11 protein-coding genes are annotated in these 14,740 nt (G+C 64.5%); 6 read left to right on the forward strand and 5 right to left on the reverse strand.

The genetic code is table 11. The features are described from left to right. Nucleotides 1–47: 47 nt before the first annotated feature. The 3 genes from NKI96_RS03865 to NKI96_RS03875 all read right to left on the reverse strand — a co-directional run bounded on the left by NKI96_RS03865 (nt 48) and on the right by NKI96_RS03875 (nt 4,063). A complete protein-coding gene (locus NKI96_RS03865) occupies nt 48–1,604 on the reverse strand; it encodes an amino acid permease (protein ID WP_023691841.1) in 1,557 nt (518 codons plus the stop codon). Nucleotides 1,605–1,682: 78 nt separating this feature from the next. Continuing rightward, the gene (locus NKI96_RS03870) at nt 1,683–3,227 is read right to left on the reverse strand and encodes an amino acid permease (protein WP_023691842.1); all 1,545 of its coding nucleotides are present in this window, start codon (nt 3,225–3,227) and stop codon (nt 1,683–1,685) included. Between the two features lie 17 nt (nt 3,228–3,244). Beyond that, nucleotides 3,245–4,063 (reverse strand): N-formylglutamate amidohydrolase, encoded by an 819-nt coding sequence (locus NKI96_RS03875; RefSeq protein ID WP_023691843.1) that lies wholly within the window; start codon nt 4,061–4,063, stop codon nt 3,245–3,247. 146 nt (nt 4,064–4,209) lie between these two features. Here NKI96_RS03875 and NKI96_RS03880 point away from each other — a divergent pair, with 146 nt between their 5' ends. The 3 genes from NKI96_RS03880 to NKI96_RS03890 all read left to right on the forward strand — a co-directional run bounded on the left by NKI96_RS03880 (nt 4,210) and on the right by NKI96_RS03890 (nt 9,497). Beyond that, nucleotides 4,210–5,034, forward strand: coding sequence for a MurR/RpiR family transcriptional regulator (locus tag NKI96_RS03880; RefSeq protein WP_023671160.1), 825 nt, complete (start codon nt 4,210–4,212; stop codon nt 5,032–5,034). Nucleotides 5,035–5,205: 171 nt separating this feature from the next. Continuing rightward, the gene (locus NKI96_RS03885) at nt 5,206–6,369 is read left to right on the forward strand and encodes an efflux RND transporter periplasmic adaptor subunit (RefSeq protein ID WP_023691844.1); all 1,164 of its coding nucleotides are present in this window, start codon (nt 5,206–5,208) and stop codon (nt 6,367–6,369) included. After that, nucleotides 6,366–9,497: an efflux RND transporter permease subunit gene (locus NKI96_RS03890; protein WP_023704042.1), complete on the forward strand. Its 3,132-nt coding sequence runs from the start codon at nt 6,366–6,368 to the stop codon at nt 9,495–9,497. Before NKI96_RS03885 ends, NKI96_RS03890 begins: the two co-directional genes overlap by 4 nt. Nucleotides 9,498–9,679: 182 nt before the next feature. Here NKI96_RS03890 and NKI96_RS03895 read toward each other — a convergent pair whose 3' ends face one another. Both NKI96_RS03895 and NKI96_RS03900 read right to left on the reverse strand, forming a co-directional pair. Then, nucleotides 9,680–10,717, reverse strand: coding sequence for a zinc-binding dehydrogenase (locus tag NKI96_RS03895; RefSeq protein WP_352802997.1), 1,038 nt, complete (start codon nt 10,715–10,717; stop codon nt 9,680–9,682). 215 nt (nt 10,718–10,932) lie between these two features. Next, entirely contained in the window at nt 10,933–12,174 is a 1,242-nt protein-coding gene (locus NKI96_RS03900) for an acyl-CoA dehydrogenase family protein (protein WP_023691847.1), read from the reverse strand. A gap of 127 nt (nt 12,175–12,301) precedes the next feature. Here NKI96_RS03900 and NKI96_RS03905 point away from each other — a divergent pair, with 127 nt between their 5' ends. From NKI96_RS03905 to NKI96_RS03915, 3 genes are read left to right on the forward strand one after another with little or no spacing between them, the layout of a single operon-like run. Beyond that, on the forward strand, nt 12,302–13,117 hold the full coding sequence (locus NKI96_RS03905; RefSeq protein WP_023710918.1) for an SDR family oxidoreductase: 816 nt from the start codon (nt 12,302–12,304) through the stop codon (nt 13,115–13,117). Further along, nucleotides 13,114–13,629 carry a MaoC family dehydratase gene (locus tag NKI96_RS03910; protein WP_280790892.1) on the forward strand — a complete coding sequence of 172 codons (516 nt, stop codon included), beginning with the start codon at nt 13,114–13,116 and terminating at the stop codon, nt 13,627–13,629. The genes NKI96_RS03905 and NKI96_RS03910 overlap by 4 nt, the downstream gene beginning before the upstream one ends. Beyond that, nucleotides 13,626–14,660 (forward strand): phosphotransferase family protein, encoded by a 1,035-nt coding sequence (locus NKI96_RS03915; RefSeq protein WP_023740930.1) that lies wholly within the window; start codon nt 13,626–13,628, stop codon nt 14,658–14,660. The genes NKI96_RS03910 and NKI96_RS03915 overlap by 4 nt, the downstream gene beginning before the upstream one ends. Nucleotides 14,661–14,740: the final 80 nt, after the last annotated feature.

A 14,740-nucleotide genomic window follows, 5' to 3' on the forward strand; every position in this document is an offset into this window, starting at 1 on the left:
ACGAAACCATAGCCGGCTGCACGCCGGCCATGGCCATGATGGTGACGTCAGTGGCCGGTTTCGCCGACAGCTTGTTCGGCAGCCTTGATCGCTGCCTGACGCGCCGCGATGATGTCGCCCAGCGGCGGGCCCTGGAAGCGATTGCGCTCGAAGGCGAACCAGACAATCGCCGTCAGGATGAAGAAGCCGACGGTGATGTACAGCGCCCAGTCGTTCGGCGGCTGGATGCCGATGATGAAGATCAGGATCATCGACACTATGGAAAGGACCCCGAACAGCATGAAGATGCCACGGCCCAGGTTCCACGGTCCCATCTTGTCCCACTTCGGCGTGCCCCAGGCCACCATGCCGAGCACGATCGGCACGGTGAAGGACAGGAACAGGAAGATGACGGTGCACGAGACGACGATGGTGTAGGCCGAAGTGCCGGCGACCGAAACCAGCGTCGAACCCCAAACGAACAGCACCGACAGGACCGACGCCGTCCAGATGGCCGCCACTGGCGTGCGATAGGTCGGGCTGACCTTGGCCAGTGCCGACGAGCCCGGCAGGCCGCCGTCACGCGAGAAGGCAAAGATCATGCGCGAAGCCGAGGTGACGGTTGCGAGGCCGCACAACAGCTGGGCGATGAACACGACGAGGTAGACGAACTCCTTGAGGCCGGGACTGACGCGCTGGTCGAAGGCCCAGAAGAACACGTTCCAACCCTGCTTGGCGGCGTCGTCCATGTTGGGGATCATCAGCACGAAGGCGGCCAGGAACAAATAGCCGAAGACCGCCGACCAGATAACAGACATCACCATCGCACGCGGCACCGATGAGGCCGCCTTGATGGTTTCCTCGGAAGTGTGTGCCGAAGCATCGTAGCCGGTGATGGTGTAGATCGGCAGCAAGAGGCCGAGAGCGAACACCCAGGCGTTCGAGACGGACGGCCAGACGCTGGCGCCGGCCTCACCCGAGTAGTTGTGGAAGGTGAAGAGCCGGCTGAAATCCCAGGTCTCGGCGGAGAACAGGCAGACGACCGCAATCAGGATCGAGCCGAAGAAGATCAGGTAGCCCGAAAAATCGGTCAACTTCGCCGTCAGCTTGATGCCGAGATGGTTGATCAGGGCCTGGGCGCCAGTGATGATGACCAGGAAGATCATCTGATTGGTCAGCGTACCCTCGATGCCGAGCGTCGGCCCGAAGGCGCCGATGAAGAACGTCCAGGTGCCGACATTGATGGCGCCAAGCACGGTGATCAGGCCGAGCAGGTTGAGCCAGGCCGTCACCCAGCCGGTGCCGCGATTGCCGAGGATCGAACCCCAGTGATAGAGGCCGCCGGCCGTCGGATAGGCCGAGCTGATCTGCGACATGGCGACCGCGAAGGTGAGCGAAACGAAGCAGCCGACCAGCCAGCCGATGCCGATACCGATACCGCCGGCGCCCGACGTTGCCTGCGCTAGCGAATTGATGCCGCCGGACAGGATGCAGATGATGGAGAAGGAAACGGCGAAGTTGGAGAAGCGGCTTAGCCGCCGCTCAAGTTCCTGGGCGTAGCCCATGGAATGGAGGTGCTTTACGTCTTCCGCCTTGTCTGTGTCTGAATAACCCGGTGCTGCCATTGTAGTCCCCTTTGCGTTCTTAGCTGGCCGGCCCTGCCCCGGTCGGCTTGCGCCGGCCGGAGCATCTCGTCTTTGCTGTTAGCCTGCCGTCTGGCCGACGGCTGCTTCCGCGGCCGCGATCTCCGAAGCGCGGCGAGCAATGTCGGCGCCGATCGGCGGGCCCTTGAAGCGGCGCGATTCGATGCCGAACCACAGCACCACGAGCAGAACGATCAGGCCGATGGCATAGTTGATCAGGATGTCGAAGGGCGGCTGGATGCCGGCATACATCAGCACCAGAACGCCAAGCACCGTGATGACGGCGAACGGCTTGGACCAGATGCCGAGGCGGAACGGGCCGAATTCGGTCCAGCTCTTGCCCTCGGCAAGCAGGCCGGCGGCCACGGGCATGGCGTAGGACACGTAGAGGAACAATGCACAGCCGGCCGCCAGTGCGGCAAAAGCCGGCGAGTACAATGTCGCTGCGACCGCGAGCACCGCTCCGAGCCAGATTGCCGCCACCGGCGTGCGCCATGTCGGGCTGACGGTTTTCCACACCGACGAACCGGGCAGGCCGCCGTCACGCGCGAAGGCAAAGATCATGCGCGAGGTCGACGTCAGTCCGGCGAGAGCGCAGATGAAGTTCGCCAGCACGATTGCGATGGCAATGATGCTCTTCAGCAGGAATGGTGCCGGCAGGTTGTTGAAGAGATTGAACCAGGCATTGGCGCCATCCTTGGCCGTCGCTGCCAGATCGGGGCTGGCCAGTACGAACGAAACGGCCATGACGAAGCCGAACACCAGCGACCACAGGACCGAATGGATCATGCCGCGCGGCACCGCCACGCGGGCATTGTGGGTCTCTTCGGACGTGTGGGCCGAAGCGTCGAAGCCGGTGATGGTGTAGAGTGGGTAGAGCAGGCCGATCAGGAAGGCGACGAGTGCCGTCCGTGCGGTCGGAACGTAGCCTGCGCCTGGATCACCGGTGTTATTGACGAAGGTGGTGAGCCGCGAGAAATCCCAGCTTGCGCCCCAGATCAGGAACATCGCGGTCAACACGACGGCGACGACCAGAATGAGGTAGCCCGAGAAATCCGTCAGCATGGTGGTGAGCCTGATACCGAAATGGTTGATCAGCGCCTGTGCGACCGTGATGATCACAACGCCGATCACCTGCTCCTGATAGCCCCACGCGGAGACGTCGTTGCCGAACACGCCGGACCAGACAAGGTCCTTGAACAGCGCGTAGACGCCGACATTGACCGAGGCGACGACGAAGACCAGGCCGAGCAAGTTGATCCAGGCCGTGGCCCAGCCCCAGCCGCGCCCGCCGAGAATTGACGACCAGTGGTAGAGACCGCCGGCCGTTGGGTAGGCCGAGCCGATCTGGCCAAGGGACGCGGCAACGACAAGTGCAAAGACGCCACCGATGACCCAGCCGACAGTCGCCTCGAAGCCGCTGCCGGTCGCCATGGCCAGCGGGAAGGACGTGATGCCGCCCGCCAGAATACAAATGATCGAAAAGGAAATTGCGAAATTCGAGAAGCCGCTCATGCGGCGAGCCAACTCCTGGGCATAGCCCATGCTATGGAGGGTTTTTACATCCTCCGATCTTTCAGCGTCTGATTTGTCCGGTCCTGCCATTTTCGTCCCCTGTTTTTCTAGCTGGCCGATTGAACTGACTTTCCCATTGCGTGTCGCCGGGAACCCTTGGCCTCCTCGGGTTCCAGGTCAGAAAAAATGCCTGTGAGCAGATCCGCCCATTTCCGCTGCCCGGTCTCGCCGGAGATCTCGTCGTTGCGGATTTCGATCATTGCGCAGGCAAGGCCGCGCGAGCGTGCATGGCGCTCCAAAGTGAAATAGACGCGGTCGGCCGGCGAATAGGGCTCGTTGATGCCGACAGTGACGCCGGAGAGCCGCTGCAGCGCCGCTATCAGCGGCGACGCCAGCCGGCGGTCGTCATCATGGATGATGCCGATATGCCAGGGCCGGTTCTTGCCCTTGTAGACCGGCGTGAAGGAATGCACCGACACCAGCCGGGTGTCCTGCCCACGCGCCTGCCGGTCGTCGATGATCGATGCGATCGTGTCGTGGAACGGCCGCCACGACAAAGCGATGCGCTCGGCGCGCTCACTGTCCGACAGGCCGGCATTGCCCGGAATGGCCGTCGTCTCGCTTACCGGCGGCACCAGGTCCGGTGCCTCGAGCGGACGGTTGCAGTCGATTATCAGGCGCGAGATGCGGGTTTCGATGAGCGTCGCATCGAGGGCGGTCGCGATGCGGCGCGCCACCGGCAGCGCGCCGGGGTCCCAGGCGATGTGGCGGGAGAGGTCCTCGGCCGGCAGGCCAAGCGTGCCGAATTCGGACGGCAGGAAGTTGGAAGCGTGGTCGCAGGTCAGCACGAAAGGGCTGGACCCGCCGGGGTTCGTCACCCCTACGGTATCAGACGATGCAAGGCTGGCGGGCCGTGCTCTCTCCATAGTCTGCCGTCCCCTGGGGAGCGCTGTATCTTATGTTACGTATTTTGCCTCATTGCGTCCCTGTGGATGATTTCATACAGTTTGTCCGGCTTTGTCAACGCGATTTCGGGGAAGCGGTCTGGACGGGCTCAGGGGTGGGGAAAACGATGATTTCCAGCATTGCCGAACTGATTTCGGACCGCATCGGCACGATGCCGGCCGGCGAGCGCCGCGCCGCGCAGACACTGATTGCGAACTATCCGCTGATCGGGCTGAAGACGGTCGCCGAGTTCTCGACCGCCGCCGGCGTATCGTCGCCGACCATCCTGCGCTTTGTCTCCAGGCTGGGGTTCCAGAACTATCCCGAATTCCAGTCGGCGCTGCAGGACGAACTGGCGGCGCAATTGCAGTCGCCGGCATCGCGCACGCTCAACCCGGCCTCCCCAAGCGGTGCAGTATCGCCAATGCTGGAGGCGACGCTGGACAATATGCGCGAGACCTTCAGGCATCTCTCCGACAGACAGCTTGCCGACATCGCCGCAAGGCTTGCCGACCGGCGCGGCAAGACATTCCTGATCGGCGGCCGCTTCACCGATCCGTTGGCACGCTACATGGCCGCCCACCTCGCCATCATCCAGCCCGATGTCTATCACCTTGCCGGCCAGGAGAGCATCTGGCGCGACCGGCTGATCGACATGGGCAAGCGCGACGTGCTGGTGATCTTCGACATCAGGCGCTACCAGGACAGTCTGGTCCGCTTTGCCCAGACCGCGCATCAGCGCGGCGTTCAGATCGTGCTGTTCACCGACCAGTGGCTATCGCCGATCGCCCGCTTTGCCCGCCATGTCATTGCCGGACGCACCGCCGTGCCTTCGGCGTGGGACTCTTCGGCCGCTCTGTTCGTTGTCGCCGAGACGCTGATCGGCGCCGTCACGAGGCAGCTCGAGGCCGACAGCGCCAGGCGCATCCGCGACCTCGAAAGCCTGCGCTGACACGTTCAATCCCCGCCGCAGGTGCGCAAAATTACGCAGATTTAATGTGCATGGAAGCGGCAGAATTGCCATAAAGCCATGATATTGCGGCGGCTTCGCACATACCGGGTGCGTCGCTGCGCGTTTTTTTGCTTGGCGAAACCGGTAGACGTTTTGCCAACCGGAGTGTCGATGGCCGCCTGGAAACAGATCGTTTTTGCGCTTGTGATCCTGGTCGCGGCTGTCCTCGCCTGGGCGCGATTCTTCCCGGGCGCGCCGGAGGTTCTAGCACGCTGGGGCATCGACTGGACCTATGCTTCGGCGCCCGCCACAACCGGTGCGGTCGACACGACAAAACAGGCAGGCGGCCGCAACGCTGCCGGCCGCCCGGCAAATGTCGTCGCCTTGCCGGCGACCACCGCCACCATCAACGATCGCCTGCAGGCGATCGGCACCGGCCGCGCCAACGCCTCGGTGACGGTCAACCCATACAGCTCTGGGCGCCTCGTTGAATTTCTCGTCCAATCCGGCACCCGCGTCGACAAGGGGCAGATCATCGCTGTTCTCGATTCCGAGACCGAGGTGATCTCGCAAGATCGTGCCAAGCTTGCCTTGCAGGATGCCCAGGACAAGCTCGAGCGGGTGAAATCATTGAGGGCCTCCAACGCCGCGACCCCGGTCGCCGTCGCCGATGCCCAAGTGGTGCTGGCCGGCGCCAAACTGGCGCTGCAGGATGCCGAACTCGCCTTGCAGCGTCGTTCGATCGTCGCCCCTATCGCCGGCACGGTCGGCATCCTGCCGATATCGGCCGGCAATTACGTCACCAGCCAGTCGGCGATCGCCACGCTTGACGACCGCTCCTCCATCCTGGTCGATTTCCTGGTGCCCGAGCGCTTCGCCGCCGCCGTCAAGGTCGGCGCGCAACTGTCGGCGACGCCGATCGCCAATCCGAGCAAGGCCTATACCGGCACTGTGTCGGCCATCGACAACCACATCGACGAAAAGAGCCGCACCCTGCTGGTCAAGGCTGCAATCGCCAATCCGGCGGATTCGCTGCGCGCCGGCATGTCGTTCGGCATCACCATGCGCTTCCCCGGCGACACCTATCCGGCCGTCAGCCCGCTGGCAATCCTGTGGGGTTCCGACGGCGCCTATGTCTGGCAGGTCGAGGACGGCAAGGCCAGGCGCGTTCCCGTGCGCATCATCCAGCGCAACACTGAGACGGTGCTGATCGACGCTGAGATCGAGGATGGCGACATGGTCGTCACCGAAGGCACCCAGAGCGTCAGCGAAGGCGGCGCGGTCCGCATCGCCGGCCAGGATCAGCGCGCCGCGGAAGCTGCCGAAGGCTCATGACTGCACCCGTCAGCACCGCCAGCGAAACCGGCTTCACCGCACTCTTCATCCGCAGGCCGGTTATGGCCTTCGTGCTGAACACGCTGATCGCAGTGGCCGGCCTTGCCGCTTTCTATGGCGTCGAAATCCGCGAACTGCCCGATGTCGACCGCGCCGTGGTCACCGTGTCGACGGCCTTCGAGGGTGCCGCCGCCGAAACCGTCGACCGTGAACTGACCGACACCATCGAGGGCGCGGTCGCCCGCGTCTCCGGCGTCAAGTCGATCTCGTCGACCTCTTCCTTCGGCCAGAGCCGCGTCACCATCGAGTTCAACGACGGCGTCGATTTGAACGTCGCCGCCTCCGACGTGCGCGACGCGGTCGGCCGTGTCGCCAACATGATACCGGAGACCGCCGACCCGCCGCGCATCGTCAAGGCCGATGCCAATTCCGATGCCGTGATGCGACTGGCCGTCACCTCCGACACCATGTCGGTGCAGGACATGACGGTGATCGTCCAGGACCAGATCGAGGACGAACTGGCTGCCGTGCCTGGCGTCGCCGACGTTCAGGTCTATGGCGACCGCGACAAGATCTTCCGCATCGATGTCGACCAGAACAAGCTCGCCAGCCTCGGCTTCACTGTGGCCGATCTGAGGGCAGCGCTTGCCTCGGTCGCTTTCGATTCACCAGCCGGTTCGATCACCACCACCAACCAGGATCTCATCGTCCGCACCACGGCCGATGTGACGACGCCGGAAGAATTCGAAAACATCATCATCGGCGGCACGACGCGCATCCGCGACGTCGCCACCGTCACGCTCGGTCCCGACATCGGCCAGACCTCGTTGCGCTCCGACGGCAAGACCGGCATTGGCCTTGGCATCATCCGCCAGGCGGAATCGAACACGCTGGATATTTCCACCGGAGTGAAGGCAGCCGTCGCCAAGCTGCAGGAAAACCTGCCCAAGGGCATGTCGATCAAGATCACCAGCGACGACGCAGTCTTCGTCAACGGCGCCGTGCACGAGGTCGAGATCGCGCTCGGCCTGTCGATCTCCATGGTGCTGATCGTCATCTACATCTTCCTGCTCGACTGGCGCGCGACGCTGATCCCTGGTCTGTCAATGCCGGTCGCCATGATTGGCACCATCGCCGCCATCTATCTCGCCGGCTTCTCCATCAACATCCTGACGCTTCTGGCGCTGGTGCTGGCAACCGGCCTTGTCGTCGACGACGCCATCGTCGTTCTGGAAAACATCGTGCGACGGCGCAACGAAGGCATGGGGCCTCGTGCCGCCGCCGTGCTCGGCGCCCAAGAAGTGTTCTTCGCAGTCATCGCCACGACGCTGACGCTCGTTGCCGTTTTCGTGCCGATCTCCTTCCTGCCGGGACAGACCGGCGGCCTGTTTCGCGAATTCGGCTTCGTCCTCGCCATGTCGGTGCTGCTCTCCTGCGTGGTGGCGCTGACGCTGTGCCCGATGCTGGCCTCGCGCATGTTGACCGGCGCATCGCTCCACCATGAAGGCGGTCACGGCATTGGCGCGCGCGTCGGTGGCGCGCTGAACGCGGCCTACAAGCGCGCCCTGCATGCCTGCCTCGGCGCGCCGTGGATCGTGCTGCTGGTTGCGGTGCTGTTTGCGGGCGTCGCCTTCAGCCTGTTCGGCACCATCCGCCAGGAACTGACGCCGAGCGAGGACCGCGCCGTCGTGCTGTTGCGCATCAACGCGCCGCAAGGCGTCAGCCTCGATTACACCACGCAGCAGATGCAGAAGATCGAGCGGCTGATCCAGCCGCTGCGCGATTCCGGCGAGATCGTCTCGACCTTCGAAAACGCCGGCCAGAACGGCGCCTACAATTCCGGCTTCATGGTGATGACGCTGGCGCCGTGGGACGAGCGCACGCGCAGCCAGCAGGAGATCATGGCGCAGATAAGCCAGCTGACCCGGCAGGTGCCATCCGTGCGCATCTTCCCGGTGCAGGCCAATAGCCTCGGCATTCGCGGCGCCGGCAACGGCCTGCAATTCGCGCTGGTCGGCAACGACCGCAAGGCGCTCGGCGACGCGGCGGTGAAGATCATCGCCCGGATGCAGGCCGATCCGCGCTTCCAGACGCCGCGGCTTTCCATCGACCCGACGCAGCCGCAGCTGGCGGTGGCGATCGACCGCGAGCGCGCCTCCGATCTCGGCATCGACATATCGGGTCTCGCCAACACCTTGCAGGCGATGCTCGACGGCAACGATGTCGTCGATGTCTACATCGCCGACCGCAGCTATGGCGTGAAGCTGGTCTCGACCACCAACCCGATCAATGATCCGACCGATCTGGAAAACATCTTCCTGAAGACCGCCGACGGCCGCTTCGTGCCAATGTCGACCATCGCCACGCTGACCGAGCGCGCCGTGCCGCCGTCGCTGACCCGCGAACAGCAGCAGCCTTCGGTGGCGATCACCTCGAACCTGAACGGCAATTTCGCACTGGGTGACGCGCTCGGCGTTGCCGAGCAGATCGCCGCCCCGCTGCTGCCGCCGGGCAGCCGCGTCCTGCCGCTGGCCGAAGCCGCGACGCTCGGCGAGACCAACAGCGCCATGATCACCATTTTCGGCTTCGCGCTGGTCATCATCCTCCTGGTGCTCGCCGCCCAGTTCGAAAGCTTCGTCAGCGCCGTCATCATCATGGCGACGGTCCCCCTCGGCCTTGCCTGCGCAATCTTTGCGCTGCTTTTGTCAGGCACCAGCCTCAATGCCTACAGCCAGATTGGCCTCGTGCTTCTGGTCGGCGTCATGGCCAAGAACGGCATCCTCATCGTCGAATTCGCCAACCAGCTGCGCGACCGCGGCCTCGGCGTGCGCGAGGCGATCGAGCAGGCCTCGATCATCCGCCTGCGGCCGGTGATGATGACGATGATCTGCACCATTCTCGGCGGGGTCCCGCTGGTGCTGGCCGCCGGCGCCGGTGCCGAAGCGCGCATCGCGCTCGGCTGGGTCATTGTCGGCGGGCTGGGTCTCGCCACCGTCTCGACGCTGTTCCTGACCCCGGTCGCCTACCTCCTGCTCGGCCGCTTCGTCACGCCGAAGACGCATGAGGAAGCGAGGCTGAAGCGGGAGCTTGAGGAAGCGGCGTACGCCAATGTCGAGCCGGCGGAGTAGCTCCGCTTACCATCCCCCTTGTGGGGAGGGTCGGACCGCAGGTCCGGGGTGGGGGTGCAGCGCCAACTAACGTCGGTCCAGCGCTCCCGCGAATAACAGAGGTAGGAGCCAAGACCCCCACCCCGACGAAAGAGCAAAATTGCTCTTTCGTCGACCCTCCCCACAAGGGGGAGGGTAGAAAGTCACGGCCTAATAAACACCTTCCCGTTCGGCTTGGCCAGCTCCGCCGGGGCCTTCGCCATCGCCTCATCCAGCGGCAGCACCGCCGTCACGTCGGTTGACCAGCGCCCATCCGAAAAGCGCTTCTGTGCTTCCATGATCGCCGGGCAGCGCTTGTCGCGGAACTGGCGCATCCATTCGACCAGCCAGAAGCCTTCAATGTGCTTGTGTTGGAAGATCATCTGGCCGGGCTCACGGATGACAGTGGTGTCCGGATCGAGCCGTCCATAGATGATCCAGCGCGAGCGCTTCGGCATGGCGTCGAAGATCGCCGAGGCCAGCGGCCCGGTCACGGCATCGAGGAAGATGCGCGGCTGCTCGGCCTTGACCACATCGCGTAGTGCTGCCTTGAAATCCGGCGCCTTCTCGTTGAGCACATGGGCAGCCCCGATCTCCTTCAACAGCGGAATCTGCTCGTCGCGGCGCACGGTGACGATCGGCCGGAACCCAGCCTCCTTGGCGAGACCCGCGATCAGCTTGCAAAGCTGGCTGGCGCCGGCGGTCATGATGAAGGCTTTTTCGCCCGTCTCCTTGACGATGTCGAACATGGCGAGCGCCGTGAGCGGGTTGACGATCATCGCCGCGCCATCCTCGTCGCGGACCGTGTCGAGCAGCGGAATGCAGCCGGCAGCTTCGGCAACTGCATAGTCCGCCCAGGCGCCCCAATTGGTGACGCCTGTGGTGAAGGCGATGCGCTTGCCGATCAGGCTTTTCGCATAGGGCTCGTCGCCGCTGGCAACGACCGTGCCGACACCCTCGAAGCCGGCCGGCTGGCCCTTGGCGCGCGGCTGACCGTACTGGCCCTTGATGAACATGACGTCGGACGGGTTGATCGAGGCGAGGCTGACCTTGATCAGCACCTGGCTCGGTCCGGGCGTCGGCACGCCGATGCTGCCAAGCTTGAGATACGGCTCCATCGCCTCCAGCGCACTGCCGGAGGGCGTCCTGGTGTAGCCGTCGCCGGTCAGCAGCAGTGCTTTCATGTCTGAGGGGATCGCCATGGCGGGGCTCCTTACAGTTTGAGGATGAGCTTGCCGGATGCGCCACGGCCAAGCACGCGCGTCACCACGGCGGCGGCATCGGCCAGCGGATAAGTGCCTTCGATGACCGGCCGAACCTTGCCGGCGCGATGCCAGCCGACCCAGCTCCTTCAGATTGTCGGCATAGACGAGGTGGCCGAGCGGCGCGATCGCGGGCGATGAGGGTTTTCATCCACTCAGACCTTTTCCTGCGTGTATTTCCTGAGCTCCGTGCGCGCCACCTGCCGGCGGTGCACGGCGTCCGGCCCGTCGGCGAGGCGCAGGGTTCGCAGATGCGTCCATGAGCGTGCCAGCGGCGTGTCCTGGCTGATGCCTTGCGCGCCGAACATCTGCACTGCCTCGTCGGTGACCTTGAGCGCGACGCGCGGTGCGATGACCTTGATCTGGCTGATCCAGGGCGCGGCTGCGCGCGCATCGCCCTGGTCGATCATCCACGCCGCCTTGAGGCAGAGCAGCCGCGCCATCTCGATCTCCATGCGGCACTCCGCGATGATGTCGAAATTGGCGCCGAGCTTGGCCAATGGCTGGCCGAAGGCCTCGCGGCGCACCGAGCGCTGGCACAGCAGCTCCAGCGCCATTTCGGCCTGGCCGATGGCGCGCATGCAATGGTGGATGCGGCCGGGGCCAAGCCGCCCCTGGGCGATCTCGAACCCCCTGCCCTCGCCGAGGATCAGGTTTCCGGCCGGCACCCGCACATTGTCGAAGCGAAGATGCATGTGGCCATGCGGCGCGTCGTCGTCGCCATAAACCTGCATCGGCCGCAGCTTGGTCACGCCCTTGGTACCGGACGGCACCAAGATCATCGAATGGCGGCGGTGCTGCGGCTCGGCTTCGCCGCCGGTCCGAACCATGACAATGTAGATGGCGCAGCGCGGGTCCCCGGCCCCCGACGCCCACCATTTCTCGCCGTTGAGTGCATAGTCGTCGCCTCGCCGTTCGCAGCGCATGGCGATGTTGGTGGCGTCGGAGGAAGCGACGTCCGGCTCGGTCATCAGATAGGCCGAGCGCATTTTCCCCTCGAGCAGCGGCGCCAGCCATGCCTGCTTGTGATCCTCCGAGCCATAGCGCTCCAGCACCTCCATATTGCCGGTGTCGGGCGCCGAGCAGTTGAAGGTCTCGGCGCCGAGATGCGCCTTGCCCATCTCCTCGGCGAGATAGGCATATTCAACGGTCGAGAGCCCGTAGCCGCGCTCGGACCCGGTCAGCCAGAAATTCCACAGACCGCGCTCCTTGGCCGTCTTCTTCAACCCTTCGAGGATCTCGGTCTGCCGCGCGGTGTAGACCCAGCGGTCGCCGCCCTTGCCGACCTCGCTCAAAAACTCATGATCGAGCGGCATGATCTCATCGCGCACCATGGTGGCGACGCGGGCGTGGATCGGCTTCAGCCGCTCGGTCATGCCGAGATTCATGTCCGCCATCGGTCTCCAACCCTTTCACGCATCTGGGGCACTTTACCCGTGGCAACGATGACCGTACTTCGGGTAGCCTTGTCAACGCGAGCCCTTTCGCCCCAGACCGTGAGCAGAGAGGCGCGGAGGAATTGCGATGAGCTATCTGGAAGAACTGTTCTCAGTCGCCGGCAAGACAGCGCTGGTGACGGGAGCCGCGACCGGCATCGGCCGCATGGTGGCGACCGCTTTGGTCCAAGCCGGCGCTACCGTGATGATCGCCTCGCGCAAGGGCGAGGATTGCATCAAGGTCGCCGCTGAGTTGAACGGGCTCGGCGGCTCCGGCAGTGCCGAAGGTTTCGCCGGTGACGTCTCGAGCGAAGCAGGCATTGCCGCGCTGGTCAGCGAGGTCAAGGCGCGCACCGAGAAGCTGCACATCCTCGTCAACAATGCCGGCATATCCTGGGGCGCCTCGCTGGAGGATTTTCCCTATAGCGGCTGGGCCAAGGTGTTCGCCGTCAACGTCACCGCCGTCTTTCATCTGACGCGCGAATTGCTGCCGCTGCTGGAAGCCGCGGCCAGCGATGCCGATCCGGCTCGCGTCATCAATCTGGGCTCGGTGATGGGCACGCAGCCGCTGGCCGACGACGCCTATTCCTATACCGCGTCCAAGGGCGCCGTTCACCACCTGACGCGCACGCTGGCGATCGAACTCGCGGCGCGGCGCATCACCGTCAACGCCTTCGCGCCCGGTCCCTTCCAGAGCCGGATGACCGCCTTTGCCACGGGCACCGACGAAAAGGCCAGACATGTCGGCAGCCATGTCCCCATCGGCCGTATCGGCGTGGCGGATGACATCGGCGGCGCAACGCTCTATTTGTGCAGCCGTGCCGGTTCCTATGTCACCGGCGCCATCCTGCCGATCGACGGCGGGCAGTCGGTGCAGCATGGGCTGACACTGTTCAAGGAATGAGCCGCGGTCGGCGGCGAGGGGAGGACACCGCAGTGGAACCGATCAGTCTCGATGTGCTTCTGGCCAGCGTCGGCAAGGAAGTCGGCGTCTCGCCATGGCGCGAGGTCACACAGACCATGATCGACCAGTTCGCCGACGCCACCGACGACCACCAGTTCATCCATTGCGACCCCGAGCGGGCCAAAAACGAGACGCCGTTCGGCGGCACCATCGCGCATGGCTTCCTGTCGTTGTCGCTGCTCTCGGCGATGACCTTCGAGACCATGCCGCCGCTGGAAAAGGGCAAGATGGGCGTCAACCACGGTTTCGATTCGCTGCGCTTCCTGGCGCCGGTGAAGACCGGCGCGCGCATCCGCACCCGCTTCGTGCTGGCCGACGTCAAGGTCAGGCCGTCGGGCTGGGTGCAGACGGCGCATGACGTGACCATCGAGATCGAAGGCTCGAAGAAGCCGGCGCTGACCGCGCGCTGGCTGACGCTGACGCTGATGGAGCGTGAGCCGGAGACCGCATGAGCGGCGACGCCAATGCGCTGGATCAGACAGAACTTGCGCCCTATCTCGAGTTGCACATCCCGGGTTTTGCCGGACTTTCCGCAATCGAAAAATTCAAGTCCGGCCAGTCCAACCCGACCTATCTGCTGACCGCGGCCAGCGGCCGCTATGTCCTGCGCGCCAAGCCGCCGGGCCAGTTGCTGAAATCGGCGCATCAGGTCGACCGCGAATTCACGGTCATGAAGGCCCTGGCCGGCACCGCCGTGCCGGTGCCGGCGATGCTGCATCTGTCGGCGGAGGCGACGCCGATCGGCCGCATGTTCTACGTCATGGACTTTCTCGACGGCCGCATCTTCTGGGATCCGGCAGTGCCGGAGGCCGCTGGCAACGATGAGCGCGCCGCCCTCTACGATGCTATGAACGCCACGCTTGCGGCCCTGCACGATGTCGATGTCGAGGCGGTCGGGCTCGGCGATTTCGGCAAACCCGGCAATTACTTCGAACGCCAGCTGGCACGCTGGACCAGCCAGTACCGCGCCTCGGAGACCGGCACGGTCGCCGACATGGACCGGCTGATCGCCTGGCTGGAGACGCATATGCCGACCGATGACGGCCGGATATCCCTCGTGCATGGCGACTACCGGCTGGACAACATGATCTTCGCGCCCAGCGAGCCGAAAGTGCTGGCGGTTCTCGACTGGGAACTGTCGACACTCGGCCATCCCTTCGCCGACATCGCCTATCAATGCATGCAATGGCGGCTGCCGCACGCCTCAGGCTTTCGCGGCCTTGGCGGCGTCGACCGCGCCGCCCTCGGCCTGCCCTCGGAGGAAGCCTATGTCGCGGCCTATTGCAGGCGGCGCCGGCTGGGCGGCATCGACAATTGGAGCTTCTTCCTCGCCTTCTCCTTCTTCCGTTTGGCGGCCATCTGCCAGGGTGTCTACAAGCGGGCGCTCGACGGCAACGCCTCAAATCCCGAAAAGGCAAAAACCTATGGCGAAGCGGTGAAGCTGCTGTCGCACCTTTCCGCCAACCTGATCGACCGAACCTGACTCGACAATGAGATATTGTGGTCGGCGCGATTTGATGACAGATCGGATCAGTTCCGTTCCCCGACCGGGGAGCAAGCCCA

It is taken from the genome of Mesorhizobium sp. M0292 (assembly GCF_040321695.1).
Taxonomy (GTDB): domain Bacteria; phylum Pseudomonadota; class Alphaproteobacteria; order Rhizobiales; family Rhizobiaceae; genus Mesorhizobium.

Coding starts and splice junctions, on each gene's coding strand:
- NKI96_RS03865 (WP_023691841.1), bottom strand. CDS start 1,604: ATGGCAGCACCGGGTTATTCAGACACAGACAAGGCGGAAGACGTAAAG.
- NKI96_RS03870 (WP_023691842.1), bottom strand. CDS start 3,227: ATGGCAGGACCGGACAAATCAGACGCTGAAAGATCGGAGGATGTAAAA.
- NKI96_RS03875 (WP_023691843.1), bottom strand. CDS start 4,063: ATGGAGAGAGCACGGCCCGCCAGCCTTGCATCGTCTGATACCGTAGGG.
- NKI96_RS03880 (WP_023671160.1), top strand. CDS start 4,210: ATGATTTCCAGCATTGCCGAACTGATTTCGGACCGCATCGGCACGATG.
- NKI96_RS03885 (WP_023691844.1), top strand. CDS start 5,206: ATGGCCGCCTGGAAACAGATCGTTTTTGCGCTTGTGATCCTGGTCGCG.
- NKI96_RS03890 (WP_023704042.1), top strand. CDS start 6,366: ATGACTGCACCCGTCAGCACCGCCAGCGAAACCGGCTTCACCGCACTC.
- NKI96_RS03895 (WP_352802997.1), bottom strand. CDS start 10,717: ATGGCGATCCCCTCAGACATGAAAGCACTGCTGCTGACCGGCGACGGC.
- NKI96_RS03900 (WP_023691847.1), bottom strand. CDS start 12,174: ATGGCGGACATGAATCTCGGCATGACCGAGCGGCTGAAGCCGATCCAC.
- NKI96_RS03905 (WP_023710918.1), top strand. CDS start 12,302: ATGAGCTATCTGGAAGAACTGTTCTCAGTCGCCGGCAAGACAGCGCTG.
- NKI96_RS03910 (WP_280790892.1), top strand. CDS start 13,114: ATGAGCCGCGGTCGGCGGCGAGGGGAGGACACCGCAGTGGAACCGATC.
- NKI96_RS03915 (WP_023740930.1), top strand. CDS start 13,626: ATGAGCGGCGACGCCAATGCGCTGGATCAGACAGAACTTGCGCCCTAT.